The 20,162-nt window shown below is 52.2% G+C and carries 24 protein-coding genes and 1 tRNA gene; 12 read left to right on the top strand and 13 right to left on the bottom strand.

Annotated features, from left to right (window positions below):
• The first annotated feature begins 50 nt into the window (after window positions 1–50).
• Entirely contained in the window at window positions 51–896 is an 846-nt protein-coding gene (locus PHN51_00835) for a PAC2 family protein (GenBank protein ID MDD2817323.1), read from the top strand.
• Here PHN51_00835 and pgi read toward each other — a convergent pair.
• Window positions 893–2,530 (bottom strand): glucose-6-phosphate isomerase, encoded by a 1,638-nt coding sequence (pgi, locus tag PHN51_00840; GenBank protein MDD2817324.1) that lies wholly within the window; start codon window positions 2,528–2,530, stop codon window positions 893–895. The two genes, PHN51_00835 and pgi, sit on opposite strands and share 4 nt — an antisense overlap.
• A gap of 72 nt (window positions 2,531–2,602) precedes the next feature.
• Here pgi and gnd point away from each other — a divergent pair, with 72 nt between their 5' ends.
• Window positions 2,603–3,637, top strand: coding sequence for a decarboxylating 6-phosphogluconate dehydrogenase (gene gnd, locus PHN51_00845; GenBank protein MDD2817325.1), 1,035 nt, complete (start codon window positions 2,603–2,605; stop codon window positions 3,635–3,637).
• Here the strand turns inward: gnd and mshC are convergent, their stop codons facing one another.
• Genes mshC through PHN51_00865 form a run of 4 tightly spaced genes read right to left on the bottom strand, consistent with a single transcriptional unit; the run spans window position 3,638 to window position 6,919 of the window.
• The gene (mshC, locus tag PHN51_00850; GenBank protein MDD2817326.1) at window positions 3,638–4,861 is read right to left on the bottom strand and encodes a cysteine--1-D-myo-inosityl 2-amino-2-deoxy-alpha-D-glucopyranoside ligase; all 1,224 of its coding nucleotides are present in this window, start codon (window positions 4,859–4,861) and stop codon (window positions 3,638–3,640) included.
• Between the two features lie 31 nt (window positions 4,862–4,892).
• Window positions 4,893–5,675 (bottom strand): SCO1664 family protein, encoded by a 783-nt coding sequence (locus PHN51_00855; protein ID MDD2817327.1) that lies wholly within the window; start codon window positions 5,673–5,675, stop codon window positions 4,893–4,895.
• A gap of 2 nt (window positions 5,676–5,677) precedes the next feature.
• The gene (locus PHN51_00860; GenBank protein MDD2817328.1) at window positions 5,678–6,217 is read right to left on the bottom strand and encodes a DUF3090 family protein; all 540 of its coding nucleotides are present in this window, start codon (window positions 6,215–6,217) and stop codon (window positions 5,678–5,680) included.
• Between the two features lie 9 nt (window positions 6,218–6,226).
• Entirely contained in the window at window positions 6,227–6,919 is a 693-nt protein-coding gene (locus PHN51_00865) for an MSMEG_4193 family putative phosphomutase (GenBank protein ID MDD2817329.1), read from the bottom strand.
• 30 nt (window positions 6,920–6,949) lie between these two features.
• Between PHN51_00865 and PHN51_00870 the strand changes: the two genes are divergently transcribed.
• Window positions 6,950–7,978: a magnesium and cobalt transport protein CorA gene (locus tag PHN51_00870; GenBank protein ID MDD2817330.1), complete on the top strand. Its 1,029-nt coding sequence runs from the start codon at window positions 6,950–6,952 to the stop codon at window positions 7,976–7,978.
• Here the strand turns inward: PHN51_00870 and PHN51_00875 are convergent.
• Window positions 7,975–8,805, bottom strand: a complete 831-nt coding sequence (locus tag PHN51_00875) for an undecaprenyl-diphosphate phosphatase (GenBank protein ID MDD2817331.1) — start codon at window positions 8,803–8,805, stop codon at window positions 7,975–7,977. The two genes, PHN51_00870 and PHN51_00875, sit on opposite strands and share 4 nt — an antisense overlap.
• On the bottom strand, window positions 8,802–9,851 hold the full coding sequence (locus tag PHN51_00880; protein ID MDD2817332.1) for an LLM class F420-dependent oxidoreductase: 1,050 nt from the start codon (window positions 9,849–9,851) through the stop codon (window positions 8,802–8,804). The genes PHN51_00875 and PHN51_00880 overlap by 4 nt, the downstream gene beginning before the upstream one ends.
• A gap of 70 nt (window positions 9,852–9,921) precedes the next feature.
• Here PHN51_00880 and PHN51_00885 point away from each other — a divergent pair, with 70 nt between their 5' ends.
• Together PHN51_00885 and PHN51_00890 are read left to right on the top strand one after the other, a co-directional pair.
• Window positions 9,922–10,908 carry an aldo/keto reductase gene (locus PHN51_00885; protein ID MDD2817333.1) on the top strand — a complete coding sequence of 329 codons (987 nt, stop codon included), beginning with the start codon at window positions 9,922–9,924 and terminating at the stop codon, window positions 10,906–10,908.
• 9 nt (window positions 10,909–10,917) lie between these two features.
• The gene (locus PHN51_00890) at window positions 10,918–11,124 is read left to right on the top strand and encodes a DUF5703 family protein (protein MDD2817334.1); all 207 of its coding nucleotides are present in this window, start codon (window positions 10,918–10,920) and stop codon (window positions 11,122–11,124) included.
• Window positions 11,125–11,131: 7 nt separating this feature from the next.
• On the opposite strand, the gene PHN51_00895 is transcribed toward PHN51_00890, so the two are convergent.
• Together PHN51_00895 and PHN51_00900 are read right to left on the bottom strand one after the other, a co-directional pair.
• Window positions 11,132–12,508, bottom strand: coding sequence for a M20/M25/M40 family metallo-hydrolase (locus PHN51_00895; GenBank protein MDD2817335.1), 1,377 nt, complete (start codon window positions 12,506–12,508; stop codon window positions 11,132–11,134).
• Complete coding sequence (locus tag PHN51_00900; protein MDD2817336.1) at window positions 12,451–13,341, bottom strand: rhodanese-related sulfurtransferase; 891 nt, start codon at window positions 13,339–13,341, stop codon at window positions 12,451–12,453. The genes PHN51_00895 and PHN51_00900 overlap by 58 nt, the downstream gene beginning before the upstream one ends.
• A 125-nt stretch (window positions 13,342–13,466) precedes the next feature.
• Here PHN51_00900 and PHN51_00905 point away from each other — a divergent pair.
• Window positions 13,467–13,550, top strand: a tRNA-Leu gene (locus tag PHN51_00905).
• A gap of 42 nt (window positions 13,551–13,592) precedes the next feature.
• Here PHN51_00905 and PHN51_00910 read toward each other — a convergent pair.
• Window positions 13,593–14,591 carry an FUSC family protein gene (locus PHN51_00910; GenBank protein MDD2817337.1) on the bottom strand — a complete coding sequence of 333 codons (999 nt, stop codon included), beginning with the start codon at window positions 14,589–14,591 and terminating at the stop codon, window positions 13,593–13,595.
• A 44-nt stretch (window positions 14,592–14,635) separates the two neighbouring features.
• Complete coding sequence (locus PHN51_00915) at window positions 14,636–15,148, bottom strand: hypothetical protein (protein ID MDD2817338.1); 513 nt, start codon at window positions 15,146–15,148, stop codon at window positions 14,636–14,638.
• Window positions 15,149–15,255: 107 nt separating this feature from the next.
• On the opposite strand from PHN51_00915, the gene PHN51_00920 reads away from it, so the two are divergent.
• The 4 genes from PHN51_00920 (at window position 15,256) to PHN51_00935 (ending at window position 18,193) form a co-directional block, all read left to right on the top strand.
• Window positions 15,256–15,903, top strand: coding sequence for an NAD(P)H-binding protein (locus PHN51_00920; protein ID MDD2817339.1), 648 nt, complete (start codon window positions 15,256–15,258; stop codon window positions 15,901–15,903).
• 14 nt (window positions 15,904–15,917) lie between these two features.
• Window positions 15,918–16,934 carry a GGDEF domain-containing protein gene (locus PHN51_00925; protein MDD2817340.1) on the top strand — a complete coding sequence of 339 codons (1,017 nt, stop codon included), beginning with the start codon at window positions 15,918–15,920 and terminating at the stop codon, window positions 16,932–16,934.
• A 2-nt stretch (window positions 16,935–16,936) separates the two neighbouring features.
• A complete protein-coding gene (locus tag PHN51_00930; protein ID MDD2817341.1) occupies window positions 16,937–17,716 on the top strand; it encodes a glutamate--tRNA ligase family protein in 780 nt (259 codons plus the stop codon).
• A gap of 102 nt (window positions 17,717–17,818) precedes the next feature.
• Complete coding sequence (locus tag PHN51_00935; protein MDD2817342.1) at window positions 17,819–18,193, top strand: hypothetical protein; 375 nt, start codon at window positions 17,819–17,821, stop codon at window positions 18,191–18,193.
• Here the strand turns inward: PHN51_00935 and PHN51_00940 are convergent.
• Both PHN51_00940 and PHN51_00945 read right to left on the bottom strand, forming a co-directional pair.
• Window positions 18,190–18,429 (bottom strand): LapA family protein, encoded by a 240-nt coding sequence (locus PHN51_00940; GenBank protein ID MDD2817343.1) that lies wholly within the window; start codon window positions 18,427–18,429, stop codon window positions 18,190–18,192. The genes PHN51_00935 and PHN51_00940 overlap by 4 nt on opposite strands.
• Window positions 18,430–18,438: 9 nt before the next feature.
• Window positions 18,439–18,966 carry an NUDIX hydrolase family protein gene (locus PHN51_00945; GenBank protein ID MDD2817344.1) on the bottom strand — a complete coding sequence of 176 codons (528 nt, stop codon included), beginning with the start codon at window positions 18,964–18,966 and terminating at the stop codon, window positions 18,439–18,441.
• An 86-nt stretch (window positions 18,967–19,052) separates the two neighbouring features.
• On the opposite strand from PHN51_00945, the gene msrB reads away from it, so the two are divergent.
• Together msrB and PHN51_00955 are read left to right on the top strand one after the other, a co-directional pair.
• Window positions 19,053–19,511, top strand: a complete 459-nt coding sequence (msrB, locus tag PHN51_00950) for a peptide-methionine (R)-S-oxide reductase MsrB (protein ID MDD2817345.1) — start codon at window positions 19,053–19,055, stop codon at window positions 19,509–19,511.
• Window positions 19,512–19,565: 54 nt separating this feature from the next.
• Window positions 19,566–20,159, top strand: a complete 594-nt coding sequence (locus tag PHN51_00955; GenBank protein ID MDD2817346.1) for a DUF3000 domain-containing protein — start codon at window positions 19,566–19,568, stop codon at window positions 20,157–20,159.
• Window positions 20,160–20,162: the final 3 nt, after the last annotated feature.

The following is a 20,162-nucleotide window of genomic DNA, read 5'->3' on the forward strand; positions in this document are numbered from 1 at the left end:
CGACCGCAGTGGTGTCTGGGGTTCAGTGTCACCTTCGGAGCGGTGTTGCCGTGATCGAATATGACGGTCTGCCAATGTTGCGCGAACCCCTGCTCTTGGCTGCCTTTGAGGGCTGGAATGACGCTGGCGAGTCAGCTTCGGCTGCTATCGAGTACCTCTGCGAGATCTGGGGCGCCGAATTATTGGCTGAGTTCGATTCCGAGGATTACTACGACTATCAGGTCAATCGCCCTCATGTCAGTACCAATGAAGTTGGCGCCCGAGAAATCACCTGGCCGTCAACCAAGATTTATACCGCCTTATTGCCCAATGCCAAACATGACGTGGTGCTGATCCAGGGCATCGAACCAAATATGCGCTGGCAACAATTCGTCCGCGAAATTCTTGGACTCTGTGCTGAACTTGAAGTTCGCCTAGTTGCGACTTTGGGCGCACTCCTAACTGACACTCCGCATACTCGTCCGGTTCCAATTCATGGAACGAGCACCGACCCCGCACTTCAAGCCGAGCTCGGCGTTGAAGTCTCCACATATGAGGGCCCCACTGGGATCGTGGGAGTTTTGCAACAAGCATGTTCAGCATTGGACATACCGGCGGTTTCCCTTTGGGCATCCATCCCCCACTATGTGGCTCAACCCCCAAACCCAAAGGCAACGCTTGCTTTGGTCCAACGCGTTGAAGACCTCGTTGATATTTCGATTCCCATTACGGAATTGATAGAAGATGCACGCGCTTGGGAGATGGGTGTTGATGAACTGGCCTCTGACGATGACGAGGTTGCCGAGTACGTCAAACAACTTGAGGAAGCTCGTGATGCAGCAGATATTCCCGAGGCAAGCGGTGAATCAATTGCCCGTGAATTCGAACGCTATCTGCGTCGCCGAGGCTCGAACTAAATTTGCCGCAAGGATAGATAAGTATTCATGTCAGCGCGCGATGCCGCATCAAGATTGGGATCCTGCGCTTGGCCTGCGGTGAGATCCGACAAAATTCCCAGCGCGACTTTTTTTCCAAGCTCCACACCCCATTGATCGAATGAATCAATGCCCCAGATTGCTCCCTGTACAAACACGCTGTGCTCATACAGAGCCACCAACGCACCCAACGTGTGCGGATCTAGTTCTTTCACCATAAAAACTGACGTTGGTCGATTACCAGGCATAACTTTATGAGCAACGAGATCAGATGGTGTTCCGTCGGCCACCACTTCTTGTGCAGTGCGCCCTAACGAAAGCACAGCGGCTTGTGCGAGTGCGTTAGCGACCAGCATGTCTTGCTGATTGCCAATGGCATGCGCTGTTTGAGCTACCACGATCACATCAGCCGTAACCGCACTCGTTCCCTGGTGTAAAAGTTGATAGAACGAGTGTTGACCATTTGTTCCAGGCTCACCCCAGAAGATCGCACCCGTGTCATATGCGACTGGCGCGCCATCTCGACGCACACTCTTGCCGTTGCTTTCCATCGTGAGTTGCTGGAGATATGCGGGGAAACGTGAAAGATATTGCGAGTACGGCAAGACAGCTGTCGTGGGAATCTTCAAGAAATTGCGATTCCACACTGCAATAAGCCCCATCAATAGCGGCAAATTACTTCCGGCATCTGCGGTCTTGAAATGTTCGTCCATCGCATGAAAGCCAGCAAGCATTGAAGAAAAATTCTCTGGACCTATCGCGATCATTGTTGACAACCCAATGGCGCTATCCATGCTGTATCGCCCGCCAACCCAATCCCAGAAGCCATACATGTGATTGGTATCGATACCAAACGCCGTTACCGCTTGCGCATTCGTGGAAAGTGCCACGAAGTGCTTCTGTACCGATGCTTCACCCAGCGCCGCAACAACCCAAGCTCGCGCATCGCCCGCGTTAGTCATGGTTTCCAACGTCGTGAATGTTTTCGATGCGATCACGAAAAGCGTGGTCTCGGGATTCAAGCGCTCAAGAACAACTCCGACATCGCTTGGATCGACATTCGAGACGAAATGACAGGTGATGGATTGATCTCGAAAATCCTCTAACGCAAGGTAGGCCATAGCTGGACCAAGATCCGATCCACCGATTCCAATATTTACGACGTCAGTGATCTTCTTACCCGTTGCACCAACCCATTGCCCAGAGCGAACTGCATCGCTAAACACTGCCATGCGATCCAAAACCTCATAGACTTCGTCAACAATATTTGTGCCATCGACAATTAACTGTGCGCTTCGTGGAAGCCGCAGGGCGGTGTGAAGGACGGCGCGGTTCTCGGTGGTGTTGATGTGCTCCCCCGCGAACATTGCATCGCGTAACTCAAAGACATCCGTTTGCCTTGCCAACCCAATCAAGGCATCAATCACGTCTGTCGTAATTCTCTGTCGGGAGAAATCCGCGTGTACTCCTGCGGCCTGCAGTGAAAGTTGAGCTGGTCGAGTCTGGTCTTGTGCGAGCAACTCCTTGATTGGTGTTGCGCCAACTGTTGCTGCAAACCCCTGCAACTGTTTCCAAGCATCAGTACCACTTGGATCCACTACGGCTTCGTTGGTCATACGTTCAGCCTTCCACTAACCTCTTGGAATTGCGACATTGGCACGAGCCGAAGTCTTGCCCGAGGAGGAACCATGACAACAGCAAACCCTGTCACCTTAGGCATGGTTGGACTTGGGCGCATGGGAGCCAATCTTGTCCGTCGATCGATGCGTGACGGTCATTCATGCGTGGTGTTTGACCAATCGCAAGACAGCGTTCATGCACTAGTAACTGAAGGTGCAACAGGTGCGGATTCATTGGCGGACCTTGTTGCCAAGCTTCCTGCCCCTCGGGCTGTCTGGGTCATGGTGCCTGCTGGGCACATCACCGAATCCGTCATCACCGAACTTATTGTCCTTCTTGAGCCTGGCGACTGCCTCATCGATGGTGGAAATTCGTATTACCGCGATGACATTCATCATGCGCAGCGATGCGTTGAAAAGGGCATTGATTTCCTCGATGTTGGAACCTCTGGCGGCGTCTGGGGTCTAGAACGCGGCTACTGCCTGATGATCGGTGGCCCTGAGGCTTCTGTGAACCGCTTAAGTGGCCTGTGGGACACGATTTCCCCAGGTGTTGAGGCGGCGGAACGAACCGAGGGTCGCATGGGTGAGCCTTCAGCACAAGAACGTGGTTGGCTGCATTGCGGCCCGAGCGGCGCTGGTCATTTCGTCAAAATGGTGCACAACGGCATCGAGTACGGATTGATGGCTGCTTACGCTGAAGGTCTTAACATTCTCAAGCACGCAAATGCTGGAAAAACTTCCCGTGATTCTGATGCCGAGACAGCTCCCATGGCTAATCCTGAGTACTACCAATATGACCTAGATATCCCTGCAATCACCGAACTTTGGCGTCGCGGCAGTGTTGTGGGTTCATGGCTTCTTGATCTCACCGCATTAGCGTTGTCGAAGTCACCGAACCTTGATGAATTCAGCGGGCGTGTGAGCGACAGTGGTGAGGGCCGCTGGACAGCCATTGCCAGCATCGATGAAGGAGTGCCAACGCCAGTGCTGACGGCTGCATTGCATGAGCGTTTCTTTTCGCAGGGTACTTCCCTGTTCGCCGACAAGGTGTTGTCAGCGATGCGCAAGGAATTTGGCGGCCACGTCGAAAAGAAGAGCTAACTACAGTTTGATGCCAAGAAGAGCGTCAACACTGTCGCGCATCAAAGCGGCTGAGTCAGCCGATTCGCCTTCTTGATTAGTCGCTGCAAGCGCCCAAGTATCCACAACATCAATCACCTCTGGTGTACGTAAATCATTGGCGAGATGCTCGCGCATTTTCTCAAGGAAAGGTTCAAAAGCAGGCGCCTTGTCAGACGCTGCCGCTTGACGCCAAATACTCAGGCGGTCCTTTGCTCCCTCTAGGCCATGCGGCGTCCAAGCCCAGTCAGTTCGGTAGTGATGCGCGAGAAGTGCAAGACGAATTGCCATGGGATCGACACCTGAATGTCGCAACTGCGAAACAAATACGAGGTTGCCGCGCGACTTACTCATTTTGTGTCCCTGCCAACCAACCATGCCCGCATGAACAAAATGCTGATTGCATTCGCAGCCAGTGATCACTGCTGCTTCTGATGCACTCATTTCATGATGAGGAAATGCCAAATCACTTCCACCACCAAGGACGTCCATACGATCGCCGAGGTGATCCAATGCGATGGCTACACACTCAATATGCCAACCCGGTCTGCCGTGACCAAGACTTGTGTTCCAGGCAGGTTCATCTGGTCGTGCGTCTTGCCACACTAAACAATCTAAAGGATTGCGCTTACCTGGGCGGTCTGGATCTCCGCCCCGTTCGGCAAAGATTGCAAGCATCTGTTCTGTATCAAGGTTTGCGACCTTGCCAAAAGCGGGGTCTTCGTGAACGGCAAAATACAAATCATCATCTACGGAATACACGGCACCCTTGGCTTGCAATTGTGTGACGTACTCAGCAACAGACGGAATAGCTTCGACCGCACCAATATATTCGCGCGGTGGGATAACACCGAGTTCAGTCATATCCTCGCGAAATAATGCGGTTTCACGTTCGGCGATGACCTTCCAATCTTCCCCACGCTCCACTGCGCGTTCCAGCAAAGGATCATCAATATCAGTCACATTTTGAACGTAATGAACTTCGTGACCAGCATCTAGCCAAGCGCGATACACCAGATCGAATGCAACATAGGTAGCTGCGTGTCCCATGTGCGTAGCGTCATACGGAGTAATGCCGCAGACGTACATCTTGGCTACTGGCCCAGGTGTCGTTGGATGAACTCGCTGCACCGCAGTATCAAATAGGGCTAGCGCACGACCCTGCCCTGGGAGTTTAGGTATTGAAGGCTGATTCCAAGATTCCACTGCTTCACCTTAGCCAACAACGGCTACAGGCTCAGAACAACGGCCAAGGAACCGCCGGCCAATGATCAGGCGGTGCAGGAAAGACCGAAGACTTCGACACTTCATTCAAGCGTTCCGCAATCGCTCGAACTTCGTATCCCGCCAAATACTTCTCGAGGATTGATTCGAGTTCGGCCCAACGTTTCAAAGATGACTCGACATCGCGGATCAGTTCCTGCGCAATAGCGCATCCTGCCCAGCCCCATAAAACAGTTCGCAATTTCGGTTCTTCATGGAACGTGAGTCCATGATCGATACCCCAGAGATGATCATTTTCGTCCACCAGGATGTGGCCGGCCTTGCGATCCGCGTTATTCATCAAAACGTCGAGCAATGCAATCTTTGCCAGATCTGGACGATCACGATGAATCATGCGGACGGCGGCACCAGATTCATTCTCGCCCGTGAGCACGTGGAGCCATCCATCATGAGCAAGATTTGCATCAATCAGGTCAACCAAACTGATTTCGTCAACCGCATCTACCCACAGTTGAAGGCTGCCCTCGCCATAGGGCCCTTCTTCTCGCCAGACAGTTACCGGAATGACATTCCATTGCAGGAAGCGACTCAATTCGTATGCAGCGACTTCACGTTCAGCAAGAGTGCCGTCAGGAAAATCCCATAATGGCCGCTCCCCTGCCACCGGCTTGTACACACACTTGAATTCGACACCACTGGAATTCTTTACGACACACAGCAAAGTTGCGTTCGACGATCCGGCTAACCGTCCCAACACTGTGAGTTCACCACGAGTGAGCGCTTCAGCGACATCCATCACTACCGCCGCTTAAAGCCGTTTGCTCGAGGGCAGATGTGACCACTTGGGTCGAGTGGCTGTCCACAGAAGGGACAGGCGGGCCTACCTGACTCAACGAGTGTGCGCGCACGTTGAATGAAGCTGCGCGCTTGATCTGGTGTCAGCCTCACTCGTAACGTGTCAACACTGTCTTCATCGTCGAGCTCGTCACCCAAGTCAGACACTTCAGCATCACTGACGGCGTAGGCCTCGATAAACACCTTATTTACGTCGTCATCCCAGCCAAGAGCCATCGTGCCCACGCGAAATTCTTCGAAGATCGGCAATTCCAATGGTTTGTCATCAATGGTGCGCACGAAACCGATGTTTGTTCCTTCGACAACAGAAAGAATCTGCTCTACACGATCAGCCAAGGCAGCGACCTGTAGTTTTTCCAGTACAACGGACACAACGTTGTTACCGTGCCTAGCCTGCAGGAAGAAAGTTCGATCGCCGGGCATGCCTACAGTGCCCACCACAAAACGTTCAGGTTCGGGGAAATCGAATAATTGACGCGGCACGGTTTGACCTTATCTACCTTCACCGGAACCGCCACCGACGACCGCATCGCCTCTTTTGCCTCGGCGTGATTTTTTCGATGGGATGAGGCGCGCAAGATCGCTGCCGGTGTCATTGACATGAATCGCAAATGGACGTGATGGCGTGTACTCAATGATGCTAATTGAACATGGGTCTATCTGAACACGCTGAAAAAGATCTAAGTGAGTTCCTAAAGCGTTGCTCACAATTGCCTTGATGACATCACCATGGCTGACCATGACGTACATGCCATCTGGTCCGAACTGCTCATTCCAGTGATGCACGGAAGAAATCGCTCGATGAGCCATATCACGCAAAGACTCCCCCTCTGGACCCGGAAAAACAGCGGCGGAAGGTTGCGACTGCACAATTTTCCACATTGGTTCTTTTGCTAATTCTTTGAGTGGTCGTCCGGTCCAATCCCCGTAATGGCATTCGCCAATGCGCGGATCTAAAGCAATATCCAAATCGCGATCCCCCACGATGAATTCAGCTGTTTCAATTGTGCGCTCGAGTGGCGATGACACAACCCCAGCTATAGGAAGTGCTGCTAGACGGTTACTCACGGCAGCGGCCTGCTCAACGCCCTTGTCATCAAGTTGAACACCAGGTGTCCAGCCAGCCAAGATTCCATCCCGATTCGCGGAAGTTCTGCCATGGCGTACCAAGATGAGCGTGGTCATGAGCTTAGTCTCTCAGGAATCAGTCATGATGTGTCGGTGATCCGCGGCATGGGCATCTATAGCCCTACAGACATCGTCAATATTGATGACATTCGCAGTTGGCAGGAACCCGGCGATGGACATCCAGAAATCAAGCTTGAGGCTCTTGAACAACAATGCGCAGAGATTCCGAATTCCTTCGTGTGGCTTGGGCTCTTTGAGCCAACCAAAGATGAGCTTTCCATGGTTGAACGAATCTTCGGATTGGCGCATCTTCAAGTAGAGGATGCAGCCAACCCAACGCAACGTGCGAAATTCGATTTCGATCGCAGGGGGCATGGCGTAGCAGTATTGAAAGTTCTTGACTACACCGAACATAGTTCTGACGTACACACCGGCCAGATCGCTGTCTTTGTCGGCTCCTGGTTTGTCATCACCGTTCGATTCGGTCAGGTCGGCGACTTGCGTGGAATTAGGCAACGCCTCGAGGATCAACCAGAGCTGCGAACTTACGGTCCCATATCCGTGCTTTATGCAGTAGCAGACAAAGTTGTTGACGAATACGTTGCAGTTGCAGACGAAATTGGCATCGATATTGAGGAACTTGAAACGACGGTTTTCAATAGCGCAGAACGCCAAGATAGCGCCGACCGCATTTACCGACTCAAACGAGAAAACGTGGAGATTCGTAGAGCTATAGGTCCACTCGTTAACGGTGCGCACGCTTTTGTCGACAGCCGCCTACCTTGGGTGCCTGAACAACTTCATCCATATTTTCGCGACGTAGGTGAACACATTCTCCGTGTTCACGACGCAGTCGAAGGTTCAGACAACATGCTGATGACCATGTTGATGGCATCAACATCCTTGCAGGATTTTCAGCAGAACAAAGACATGCGAACAATTTCCGCCTACGTAGCAATTGCAGCTGTCCCGACAATGATTGCTGGCATTTATGGAATGAACTTCGACAACATGCCTGAACTACACGAACAATATGGCTATTTCGTGGTGATAGGCGTAATGCTCACGGTATGCGGGCTTATGTATCGGGCCTTCCGCAAGAGTGGCTGGCTCTAGGAAACAAAAATTCCCATTGCTAGCAATGCCATCACCGCGAAACCAAGAATGATGCGGTACAGCACAAATGGCTTATACGTGTGAGTCGTGACGTACTTCAGTAGCCAAGAAATCACTGCGATTCCCACAAAAAATGCAATTACCGTTGCCAGAAGAGTCGGCCCCCAAGCCGCGTTCGTGTCTTTGCCAATTTTCGTAAGTTCATAAAAACCAGAAGCAAGCACCGCTGGGATGGCCAATAAAAACGCGTATCGCGCAGCTGATTCACGCGTATAGCCCAAAGCTAAACCGGTCGAAATCGTTGCACCGGAACGCGACACCCCGGGAATTAGGGCAAAGGCCTGACCAATACCAAACAGCAATCCATCACGACGATTGAGTTCAGTTAAATCGTGCTTGCGTGAACCTAGAGCATCTGCAACACCTAGAACCACACCAAACACAATCAACATGGTCGCTACCAACCACAGATTCCGAGCAGCCGTTTCAATTTGATTCGAAAAAATCAACCCGAGAAGTGAAATCGGGATCGTTCCAATGATGATGTACCAGCCCATACGCGCATCAAGATGTGAACGCAACGATGCATCGCGCAAAGATTTAAACCAGATCGAAATAATGCGCGAGATGTCATTTCGGAAATAGACCAAAACTGCAATTTCCGTACCTATTTGAGTCACGGCTGAAAATGCTGCACCAGGATCTTGCCAACCAAAAATTTGCGAAACAATCAGAATGTGAGCGGTTGAAGATATCGGCAAAAACTCGGTGAGTCCTTGCACGATCCCTAAAATGATTGCTTCGAACCACGTCACTGCTTCAGTCATGAAGCACACCCTGACATGTCGAGTACTTCAGCCATGGTGCGGACACTCGCAAGGCGTTCATCGATTGTGTCACCAACGGCGGTAAAGGTGAGGTTAGTAACACCAACCTCTTCGTACGCTTGCAAGCGATCGGCAACGCGCTCCGGCGGCCCGATAAGTGAGATTTGATCTAAAAGTTCAAAAGGCAAAGCAGCCTGCGCCCCAACGTAATCTTTAGCCAGATACTTATCCTGAACTTCTTTGGCAGCCGCCTCGTAGCCCATGCGTTGGACATTTTGATTATAGAAATTCATCGATCGACTACCCATGCCTCCGATATACAAGGCAGAACCTGGTCGTAAAGAATCAGCGCAAGCATGAAGGTCCTTACCAAAGACAACGGATGTTGTAGCCACCACTTCAAAGCCATCCATTGATTTGCCGGCCCTACGTCGCGCCGCCGCCACGACCCCCAGCGTTTGATCGGCGTGTTCTGGAGAAAATTGAACGCTCATCCAGCCGTCAGCGATTTCCCCGACCAGTTCAAGGGATTTGGGGCCAATACCCGCCAAATAAATTGGCAAATGTTCGCGAACGGGATGAATGGTGAGCGTGAGTGCTTTTCCTTGTCCATCAGGAAGTGGCAGCGTGAAGAGATCACCGTGATACTCCACTCGTTCCCGTGCCAATGCCTTGCGAACAATTTCCACGTATTCGCGCGTGCGCTGCATTGGGTGATCAAATTTGACTCCGTGCCACCCTTCAGACACCTGTGGGCCAGAAAGACCAAGACCTAAGCGGAATCGACCACCTGACAACGTATCGAGGGTGGCAGCTGTCATTGCAGTGTTCGCAGGTGTGCGGCCGGGGATCTGAAACACCCCTGAACCAATGTCGATGCGCGAAGTGTGGGCCGCTACCCAAGCCGCAACAGTTGCAGCATCGGAACCGTAGGCCTCAGAAGTCCATACGATGTCGTATCCCAAGGCGTCTGCTTCCTTGGCCAACACAATGTTCTGGGCGTCGTTACCCGCACCCCAATAACCCAAATGCAACCCAAGCTTCACAGACTGGCCCTTTCATTGCCTATCCGCGAGCCTAATCCCCCATAACTTTGCTCGAAGGTAGCGTTCACATATGCAGCAACGACCGCTTGGACGCTCAGGACTATGGGTTGGACGCTTGGCCCTCGGCACGATGACGTGGGGCCGCGGTACTGATGAGTATGAGGCTCGCGATCAATTGGCCCTATTCCTGGATGCTGGCGGTTCGTTAATCGACACAGCAGATGTCTATGTGGATGGAGTTTCCGAACAGTTACTTGGTGAACTCATCGAAGAGTTCGGGATCCGCGATCAAATCGTGTTGGCTACCAAAGCTGGACAACGCCCTGGCAATGAAGAACGTCGATTCGACTCCTCCCGAATCCATTTGATTCGCACGGTTGAAGCCTCACTTCGCCGACTGCGCACCGATGTCATTGACGTGTGGCAGTTACATGCATTCGATCCGATGACTCCAATGGAAGAAACCATGGCTACGTGCGATGAACTCGTGAAAAGTGGCAAGGTGCGCTACATCGGTATTTCAAACTTCAGCGGTTGGCAATCCGCTCGCGCTGCAACTTGGCAACGCGCTGTTCCAGGTCGCGCTCCCATCGTGACTACCCAGATGGAGTACTCACTACTTGAACGTGGGATCGAACGTGAGATTGTTCCCGCGGCTCAAAGCTTAGGTCTGGGAATTTTGCCGTGGTCCCCGCTTGGCCGAGGTGTCCTAACAGGAAAATATCGCCACGGCACTCCCGCAGATTCACGCGGAGGGAACGCAGATTCAGCGGCTTGGGTGCAAACCTACATGGACGAACGAGGTCGACGAATCGTTGACGCTGTATCCACCGCAGCTGATGGTCTCGGTACTTCACCTACCGAGGTTGCCTTAGCTTGGTTGCGTGATCGCCCTGGTGTGGTCGCACCGATTCTTGGCGCTCGAACCAATTCACAACTGCTTGCGGCCCTCGCAAGCGATGAGCTCGAATTGCCTGATGAAATCACACGTGCATTGGATGAAATTTCTGCCCCCGCATTGGGCTACCCAGAAGCCGGCTGGGCACAGCGCCGATAGCGTTCGCAGATGAGTATCAGTACTTCGACGAGTTATTCGTGGGAATACCGAGAAATTGCTTTGCCTTTGGGAACCACCAAAGAAGGGGCTCGCCAGTTGCTCACCAGCGTCGCTGGGAGTGGACGTTGGGAACTGGACGTGTCATACGTGTATCCCGATGGTCGGCGAAAAGTAAGAATCCGACGCAAGGTTTATCGCGTCACTCGCATCGCCTAGTTTGGAATTAACACGCGCGCAAGAATCGATCCAACACACGTACACCAAATTCCAAACCTTCAATAGGCACGCATTCATCCACACCATGGAATAGCCGCCAATAGTCCAATCCTTCAGGCATCTGAAGCGGTGAAAATCCGTAACACTCAATATCTAGCCCGGCAAAGGCCTTCGCATCCGTGCCACCGGAAATCATGTATGGAACAGCGCGGGCTTTTTCATCCTCTGCACGTAGAGCACTTGCCATGATTTCGAACAGCTGAGTATCCAACGGTGCCTCAAGCGCAATACCGTAATTGATCACATCGATATCGATACCGTGACCAACGAGGGACCGAATTGTTGCTTCAAGTTCTTCTTCTTGCCCAGGCAAGAAACGGCAATCAATCTCCGCGAAACTCTCTGTAGGAATCACATTGGTTTTATAACCAGCCTTGAGCACTGTGGGATTCGCAGTGTTTTGCATCGTTGCACCGACCAGGTAAGCCAGGTTGCCTAGCCGACGATGTAATTCTTCGACACCTACATCGCTGACATCAATATTGAATGCAAGTGATAATTCATCTAAGAATCGCTGCACCGTTGACGTCTTATGAATTGGCCACTGATGCTCACCAATGCGCGTCACAGCTCGCGCGAGTTGAGTGACCGAATTGTCGTGATGAATCATCGATCCGTGACCTGCGCGAGAAGCAGCACGCAACCGTAACCACTTCATGCCTTTTTCCGCTGTCTGTATTGGGTACAAACGCAGATCGTCATTAATCGTGATGCTAAAACCACCAACTTCACCAATGGCTTGTGTAACGCCTGCAAAAAGTTCAGGCCGATTTTCGGCTAACCAATGGGAACCATGTACTGAACCTGCCTCTTCATCAGGTAAAAAGGCAAAAATCATGTCTCTGCGCGGCCGGTAGCCACTACGCCCCCACTCGCGCATGACCGCAAGCATCATGGCGTCCATATCTTTCATGTCTACAGCGCCACGACCCCAGATGAATCCATCTTCTATGACTCCACCAAAGGCTGGCTTAGACCATTCATCGGCTATCGCTGGGACAACATCGAGATGACCATGCACAAGCAATCCTGGCGCCAAAGGATCAACTCCCGGTATTCGCAACACCACGGCGCGCCGAGTGTCGCTGGATGTAACGATGATTTCTGGATCCCAGCCTGCTTCTCGCAAACGTTCTGCGCAGTAGTCGGCAGCAGCAGCTTCGCCAACTGTCTCTATTGAATCCCCGTAATTGCTCGTATCGATCGCGATGAGTTCTTGGGTTAGCGTGACGACATCGGACACCATGCCTGCATCTTGCCTCACTGTCAGCTCAACTGCGCTGCGACGTGCGTGCAATGCGCGGGCTGATGTTTCACCTGGCAATCAGGACACAGCACAATGAGTTTGCGGCATTCGTGATTTGAACAGTTGTGGAAATACTTGGTGCGGCCTTTGCATAGTTCGCATTCCCCGATTTCAGTGGGATTTTCCTCGAAATCAATCACCATGCGTTTATCGAAAACATAGAGCGATCCGTCCCACAAGCCTTTGTTCCCGTAGGCCTCGCCGTAACGAACGATGCCGCCCTCGATTTGATAGACCTCCTCGAAGCCGCGATTGATCATCACGCTCGACAGGATTTCGCAGCGAACCCCTCCTGTGCAGTATGTAACGATGGGTTTGCTCTTGAGATGGTCGTACTTTCCACTTTCGAGTTCACGGATGAAATCATGTGTAGTTTCAACATCAGGAACTATCGCGTTGCGAAACTTCCCAATATTTGCTTCGAACCCATTACGCCCATCAAAAAACACAACCTCATCGCCACGTTCAGCGACTAACTCATTCACCTCATGGGGCTTGAGGTGGATCCCACCGCCAACGACACCCTGTTCGTTAACCATCAATTCATCAGGGGCCCCAAAGGCGACGATCTCTTCTCGATCCTTCACGCTCAGGCGGGGGAAATCCTCTCGAGAGCCTTGCGACCATTTGAAATCAACGTCCTTCATGCCTGGGTACAACTTGGTGCCCTTGATGTACCGCTTGAGGTCCTTGATTTCGCCACCGACGGTTCCGTTAATTCCATGAGGAGAAACCAAAATCCGCCCACGCAGATTGAGGCTCTCACAGAGAGTCTGTTGCCAAAGACGGACTGCATAAGGATCGGCTACCGGGGTAAATCCGTAATACAAGAGGATCTTTTGCTGGCTCACGGCCTTAGCGTAATTGCCTCTGAGGTCTCATTTCGCTCTGAAGCGTTCGGATCAGGCCATGGGGTGGTGAGGCCCCAATTACACAGCAGGTATAGTTCACCGGTCGCTTGCAAGCGATAAGCATTGTCCGGGTGGCGGAATAGGCAGACGCGCTAGCTTGAGGTGCTAGTGCCCTCACGGGCATGGGGGTTCAAGTCCCCCCTCGGACACAAATGAGATCCCGCTTCGGCGGGATCTCTGCTTATGTACGGCTAATAATGTTCAATTCCCGCCTCACGGGCCGATCGCACTGCTAATGGGCGCAGAAGAAACATCAGAAACACCGAAGCTCCGGCACCAGCCACTGTTGCAACAAGTCTGGTTTCAGCGGTACTGATCAAATCCGTGGCACCTTCGAGCATCACGATGGACATGGTCAACGCGACCGCGTATTGCCAATATGGCCGGCCGATGAGCATGAAGGTGAGTGCAAGAACCATTGAAAGCACACCAACGAGATAGTAGACAGTTACCGAGTTCGTGGTTTCGGCGATAATGATGGCAACCAGAAAGCCACCCAAAGTTCCGGCAGTGCGCGATACTGCTTTTTTCATTCCATCTTGAATGAATGGTTGGAAGATCACCAAGATCGTGAGAATCATCCAAGCGCCACCATGCGCAAGATCGAAATGAACGACAACCCAAGCCGCGATCGCTACGAATGGTCCAAGCGTCAGGGCGAAATAGTTCGAACGCTTCACGCTCACACGCTTGAGATCTTTGGGCGCCGAATTGTGCCGCGAGACGAGATACACAACGCAGGAACCAAAGATGGTCGTGCCCAAGACGACAAGACCTACGAAAACGGGCGCAGGTAGGTCCACATCGATCTGCGGCGGCTGGGCAAATTCAAAACCCAGAGCTATTGGAATGATTAACAACGCATTGTTGAGACCCATACGTGAGCTGAATGCCACAAACCCTGCGGAGATACCCAGAATCAGCGCAGCCCACCATGCGTTGCCAGGAAAGGCAGCGGCACACGCGGTAGCAATCGTCATACCTGGCACCACATAAATAAACGAGGCTCGCCAACCTGCTTGCACTCCGACCATCAGGCACGCCATCGCACCAAACATCGCAGCCGTGCCCGCTGCTTGCCAACCGAAATGAATCAGCACCATGACAGGAACGGTGATGATCACGACCATCAAAAGCACCGCAAATGTCACTTTGCGAGTAGTCTCGACGGCCTTACTGCGCTTAGTCATTGGCCCATACAAGCAGTTTCGGAAGAATTACCGAATGCCATTTGTTAGGTGTTGAGAATCAGGCGAACATCTGACGCGTGATGCTCGGTTTCATGGAGTGCCTGAGCGGCTACCCACATCAAGGTGCGCATGGCTTCACGCGGATAGCGGTACAAGAAAACTCGACTGTGACTGGACTTTGGAAGCGCATCGAAGGTTCGGCCAAACAATTCACCTGCGAGTCGCATCTCCTGCGCCAAAACACTTGGTTCATCGTTTACATAAAGCCCAAGTTCAACCCGGGGCACTCCATAAAGAGGGAGCGATGCAGGGTTGTCTTCGACAGTCATCAACACCATTTTGTCGCGAATGTTGTACAAGACATCGCGCATGTGACATCCGTACTCCACCGCAGACCATTCCTGCGGCGATCGTCGTATCAATGCTTGAACTGAGTGCAATTCGATGAGGTTGGCTGCTTCATTCATCGCGTGGCCTATTCGCGTGCGAATGTCATGTGGCGCAATCGCATCCCAGGCAAAACCACACTCGTCACATTGCTCGAAATTCTGCCTCATATTTGGACTCTACAGAAAGCCGAACTCCCTGTTGGAAACCGTTATGGGTCTGGGACCGCAAGTGCGTCAGGCCATAGACTTCAGTACATATTCAAAAGGAGAAACACATGGCTCAGATCGTCGTTTTTGGTGGCAACGGCTACGCCGGCGAACACATCGTGCGTGAGGCTGTCATTCGTGACCACGACGTCATCTGTGTTTCGCGCTCTGAAGCGAATACACCCGTTCCAGGCGCCCGCTATCTCGTCGGGTCAATCTACGACGCTCAGCTTCTCGAACAGCTTGCTAAGAGCGCAGATGTCTTCATTAGTGCGGTTCCAAGTAAGTCAGAAGATAACTCCCTCCCTGAGGGCCTCGCGGCAATTGTGAACGCTTGCGTACCCAATAGCACTCGGTTTGGCGTAGTTGGCGGAGCCGGATCGCTACTCGTTGAAGAAGGTGGTGAGGAACTTCGTATTGCCTTTGCATCAGCTCTTCCGGAGGAAGCGATGCCGGAAATTAATACCCATGCACAGTTATTATCCGACCTTCGTACATCACCGGATAATTTTGATTGGTTCTTTCTAAGCCCAGCTCTTCTCTTTGGCGCTCATGCACCAGGTGTTCATCGCGGCTCCTACCGCACAGGGGGCGATGTCATGCTGAAAGACGGTGAAGGAAACTCAACAATTAGTGGCGCTGACTACGCCGACGCGATACTTGATGAGATCGAGTTACCAATGCATCGCCGTATGCGCTTTTCGGTTGCCTACTAAGACTGGACTTCACAGTGGAACAGTTAGGCCAAGTTGCCTCGGAGCGCCGTTCGATTTTGCTCACACAGGCTCAACGTGAGATTCCACGGATTCTCATTGGTAGTTGTCTGGTTATTGCACTCTTCGATATCGCGCTTATTCTCACAAGCTCTGCGCTACCTCGAGAATATTTTGCATCTGACTTGCTTCAATTTTTAGTCATTGCCTTGGTTGGGATCACTATCCGCAGCAAATTAGTACCGAGGAATTATGTTCCTTGGCTCTTTGGCTTGGCAGTCATCACCAATAACCTCGTCATGAACTTTCAATTTGTTATTGACCCAACAGGTAATTCGATTGCGGTCATCATGATCATGCTCTCAGTGACAGGAGCTTTGATTTTCGATTGGCGAGCATTCATCGTTGTCGCTGGTGTGGCTAATACGGTCACGGCTTGGACTTTCTTCACACATATGGAAACTGGTGCTGAAGAATGGGTCATTGCAGCACTAACAGCCACAGCAATGTCTGCCCTCATTCTTTGGGGCCGGACACAAACGGCCACAGCACTTGCCCAAGCCGCAATCCAAGCAGCGGAACTTGCGACAACTGACCCACTCACCGGCCTACTGAATCGCCGTGGAATCGAACATATGGAATTGGCCTTGCACAGACGTGCGCTTCGCGAACAACAATTCGTGTTCGTGATGTTCTGCGACATCGACGGTCTCAAATATGTCAATGACACCGACGGTCATGGGGCTGGCGACGTACTTCTGAGTGCAGTGTCCAGGGCTCTCACTCAAGCAGTGCGTCCTGATGATCTTGTGGCCAGATGGGGCGGCGATGAATTCCTTGTTATCGGCCTTGGGCAAGTTCCCGCAGCCCATGAATTCAAAGAACGGCTTGATCGGCAGTTGGCTTCAGAACCCTTGCCCCCCTCGTGGACACGTGGCATAACCATCGGATCGTCGTTGGGTTTCAACCAGCCACTTCCGGAAATCATTGAACAAGCCGACGCCGCGATGTACCAACAACGCCATCGCTCTTAACCATGCGCACTCGTTTTGCTCCAACGCCTAGTGGATACCTCCACGAAGGCAACCTCGCGAATGCGCTGTTGACTTCTTGGCTTGCCCATCAATTGGGTGGCGAAATCTATTTACGCATTGATGCCGATGACAGCAATCGTTTGCGGCCTGAATATACGGAATACATCCATTCGGCGTTGAACGCGCTGAAAATAAAGACGCAGGTAACCAACACCTCAATTCCGAACCGAAGGCAATACCTGCGAACGCAACTTTCGGCGCTCCCCCAAAATCTCATTTTTGCGTGTTCGTGCTCTCGATCTGATCTAGTCCAACGCGCCTGTTATTGCCGCGGTGAAGAAATCACATGGGTACCCAATGTCAATGCGCTGAGGCTCTATCTCGATCCCACAATTTCAATACCTGTAGGCGAGCAATTGTTCAACCTGCACGAACACTTTGGTGATGTCGTGCTTTGGCGTCGCGACGATATTCCGGCCTACCACTGGGCCAATGTGATTGATGACCGCGACCTTGGCACCACACATATCGTTCGTGGCGAAGACCTTTTGAGTTCCACTGCACTTCATATGTATCTCGCAGAACTCATGGGTGCATCAGAACTCGCTCATTGCGTCTATCTTCACCATTCGTTGCTTCTGGACTCACAGGGGAACAAGGTTTCCAAATCTACACAGGCCAATAACTCAGCACCCGAACTCACTGCGCCGTACCTGGCATGGATTCACAGTGAAGCTTCATCGCTGGCCAAAGGAATCAACATCACTCCCCGACCCTTCTAAACCTTGACATCACTAGGTACGAAAGTCCTCCTTTGCTTGGCCTTAGGCACTAGCAAGGAGTCCCATTAGGGGCTACCGTGCAAACAGGAAGAGGTGATCATCATGACAACCCATCAACACTCAGCCCGACCAAGTGAAGTCTTGCGCGCAACCTTGAGCGAGCGCCCCGGAGATAGCGCTGATCAAGCCGATCGCCTGGCAATGATTATGGAAGCTGAAGCAATTGAATCGGCCCTTCACGGAAGTAGCGGTGAAGGTGAACTTGATGGCTTTCTCTATCCCCTTGAGAATGCTGAAGAAGTACTTTCAATGGAAGATGCAGATGACGGAAGCGACGACCCTCGCCATGCTGGAGAACCTGGAGTATGGAAAACAGCCGAAGAGCTTGCCATGCATGTCATCGGGGACAACGAGGTTGATGAAATCCTCACCCCAGAAGACGAAACCCTCTTAGGGATTGATCCTTACGAAGATTAAGACTTCTTTGGCTCAGCGCCGCGCAGCTTGCGCACCCCGGAACGCACTGCTCCACCAAGCAACATGCCAAGAACAAACATGATCACCAAGATCAACCAGATTGGCATGTTCCAACTCCAACCCAAGAACTTGATCTCGGCGGATGCTGTGTTCTGCACAATGATGATCAACGCAACGATGGCAATAACGACCCCAGAGATCATTCGTCCGTTGAACTTCTTCTTTGCCTGTGACATGTCAGCTCCTTATCCCAAAACACCGCAGTGTGCGAGTGCCATTCGTACGAGTCGATCTTGTCCGCCACCCATTTGTGACTGGAAAGCCAAGGAGACAGCTTCTTGCGGCGATACCCAAATCAGATCCAATGCCGATTGCGAAGGGGCGCAATCTCCATCGATCTGCACGACATATGCCAATGACACTGCATGCTGCCGCGGATCATGGAAACCAGTGATCTGAGGATCTGGGAAATATTCAACCACCGTAAACGGTTGTGGTGAGGTAGGAATCCTCGGCATTGCCATTGAGCCGAGATCCTTTTCTAGGTGCCGCATCAGTGCGTCACGTAAACGTTCGCCATACAACACTCGTCCAGAAACAATGGCGCGACTAATGCTGCCGTCGGGTAATACGCGAAGCAATAATCCGACTTCAGTTACTTGCCCAAGTGAATCCACGCGCACAGGAACGGCGTCTACATACACAATTGGTAGGCGGTCTCGGGCAGACTGCAGATCGGCTTCGTCTAACCATGCAGACTGCGTGTCGAGCATTTCGCTCACGTCATACCCCTGTTCTCGTGACGACCATCATCCCTTGAGACCTAGCCCAAACTCGACATTGCCAGTACGTTGCGGCCATGGGAAATTCTTCAATAGGCGCTAGCGACAACCGTCCGGACGGACAACCATTCAGCGTGGTCAAACCCGAAAGCCAATGGCGCGATGAACTCACCGATCAAGAGTTCTACGTATTGCGTCAGGCCGGAACTGAGGCTCCATTCGTTGGTCAATACACCGACAACAAAGCCGAAGGTGTGTACTCCTGCAAAGCCTGTGAGGCTGAATTGTTCCGTAGCACCACAAAATTCGATTCCCACTGCGGCTGGCCAAGTTTTTACGCTCCCCTTGCTCAAGACCGCGTGATCTACCTAGAAGATGCCTCGGCTGGGCGTGTGCGCACTGAAGTGCGGTGCGCGTCGTGCGGTAGCCACTTGGGGCATGTGTTTGAGGGCGAGGGTTATGGCACGCCAACTGATCTTCGCTACTGCATGAATTCAATTGCGATGAAATTCAAGGAAGACGCTAACCCGAGCTAGGGTCACCGGCGCGCCTATCAGGGCCAGTCCGGTTCGTCCCAATAGCCTGTATAAATGCGCGCGGTCACTGCCCAAGATCAGGCCTTTGAGGCCGCGGTATCGCGTATTCGCATGGTGAAGTGTCGTCCAGAGTTTGAGCTTGAAGAAGCACCCGCACCAAGTCGCTTAGCACCTTTCGCCCTTGCCATCACTGCTGATTCGTCGGGCGAAGAAGATCTCGCAAGCGGTCGTTTTGTGTTACTGCATGATCCCGATGGCGTAGATGAATGGGAAGGCACATTTCGAGCCGTCGTGTTTGTAAGAGCTGCCCTGGAATCTGATCTCATCGATGATCCACTCCTACACGAAGTTGGTTGGAGTTGGCTCACTGAATCCTTGCAGTCCAGTGGTTGTGAATACCTGCAACTGGGTGGAACCATCACCCGAAATGCAGGTCGTAGTTTTGGCACGATGAGTGATCGCCCCACAGATGGCTACCTAGAAATGCGTGCGTCCTGGACCCCTGCAACAGTTGATGGTGACGCCAGCGAACACATGGATCGTCATACCCGAGCGTGGCTCAGACTCCTTGATCATGCTGCTGGTTTACAACCACTACCAGAAGACGTCTCACATGTGATGCGCAGCAAAATGCGAGCACAGCGTTAGTGG

It is taken from the genome of Candidatus Nanopelagicales bacterium, from assembly GCA_028687755.1.
Lineage (GTDB): Bacteria > Actinomycetota > Actinomycetes > S36-B12 > S36-B12 > UBA11398.

Excerpts from the sequence above, each read along its gene's own strand:
- PHN51_00945 (MDD2817344.1), bottom strand. The coding sequence starts at position 18,966 with ATGCTCGACACGCAGTCTGCATGGTTAGACGAAGCCGATCTGCAGTCT.
- gnd (MDD2817325.1), top strand. The coding sequence starts at position 2,603 with ATGACAACAGCAAACCCTGTCACCTTAGGCATGGTTGGACTTGGGCGC.
- PHN51_00940 (MDD2817343.1), bottom strand. The coding sequence starts at position 18,429 with ATGTCACAGGCAAAGAAGAAGTTCAACGGACGAATGATCTCTGGGGTC.
- PHN51_00855 (MDD2817327.1), bottom strand. The coding sequence starts at position 5,675 with ATGGATGTCGCTGAAGCGCTCACTCGTGGTGAACTCACAGTGTTGGGA.
- PHN51_00915 (MDD2817338.1), bottom strand. The coding sequence starts at position 15,148 with ATGAGGCAGAATTTCGAGCAATGTGACGAGTGTGGTTTTGCCTGGGAT.
- PHN51_00930 (MDD2817341.1), top strand. The coding sequence starts at position 16,937 with ATGCGCACTCGTTTTGCTCCAACGCCTAGTGGATACCTCCACGAAGGC.
- PHN51_00885 (MDD2817333.1), top strand. The coding sequence starts at position 9,922 with ATGCAGCAACGACCGCTTGGACGCTCAGGACTATGGGTTGGACGCTTG.
- PHN51_00955 (MDD2817346.1), top strand. The coding sequence starts at position 19,566 with ATGCGCGCGGTCACTGCCCAAGATCAGGCCTTTGAGGCCGCGGTATCG.
- PHN51_00920 (MDD2817339.1), top strand. The coding sequence starts at position 15,256 with ATGGCTCAGATCGTCGTTTTTGGTGGCAACGGCTACGCCGGCGAACAC.
- PHN51_00890 (MDD2817334.1), top strand. The coding sequence starts at position 10,918 with ATGAGTATCAGTACTTCGACGAGTTATTCGTGGGAATACCGAGAAATT.
- PHN51_00935 (MDD2817342.1), top strand. The coding sequence starts at position 17,819 with ATGACAACCCATCAACACTCAGCCCGACCAAGTGAAGTCTTGCGCGCA.
- PHN51_00910 (MDD2817337.1), bottom strand. The coding sequence starts at position 14,591 with ATGACTAAGCGCAGTAAGGCCGTCGAGACTACTCGCAAAGTGACATTT.
- msrB (MDD2817345.1), top strand. The coding sequence starts at position 19,053 with ATGGGAAATTCTTCAATAGGCGCTAGCGACAACCGTCCGGACGGACAA.
- pgi (MDD2817324.1), bottom strand. The coding sequence starts at position 2,530 with ATGACCAACGAAGCCGTAGTGGATCCAAGTGGTACTGATGCTTGGAAA.
- PHN51_00865 (MDD2817329.1), bottom strand. The coding sequence starts at position 6,919 with ATGACCACGCTCATCTTGGTACGCCATGGCAGAACTTCCGCGAATCGG.
- PHN51_00875 (MDD2817331.1), bottom strand. The coding sequence starts at position 8,805 with ATGACTGAAGCAGTGACGTGGTTCGAAGCAATCATTTTAGGGATCGTG.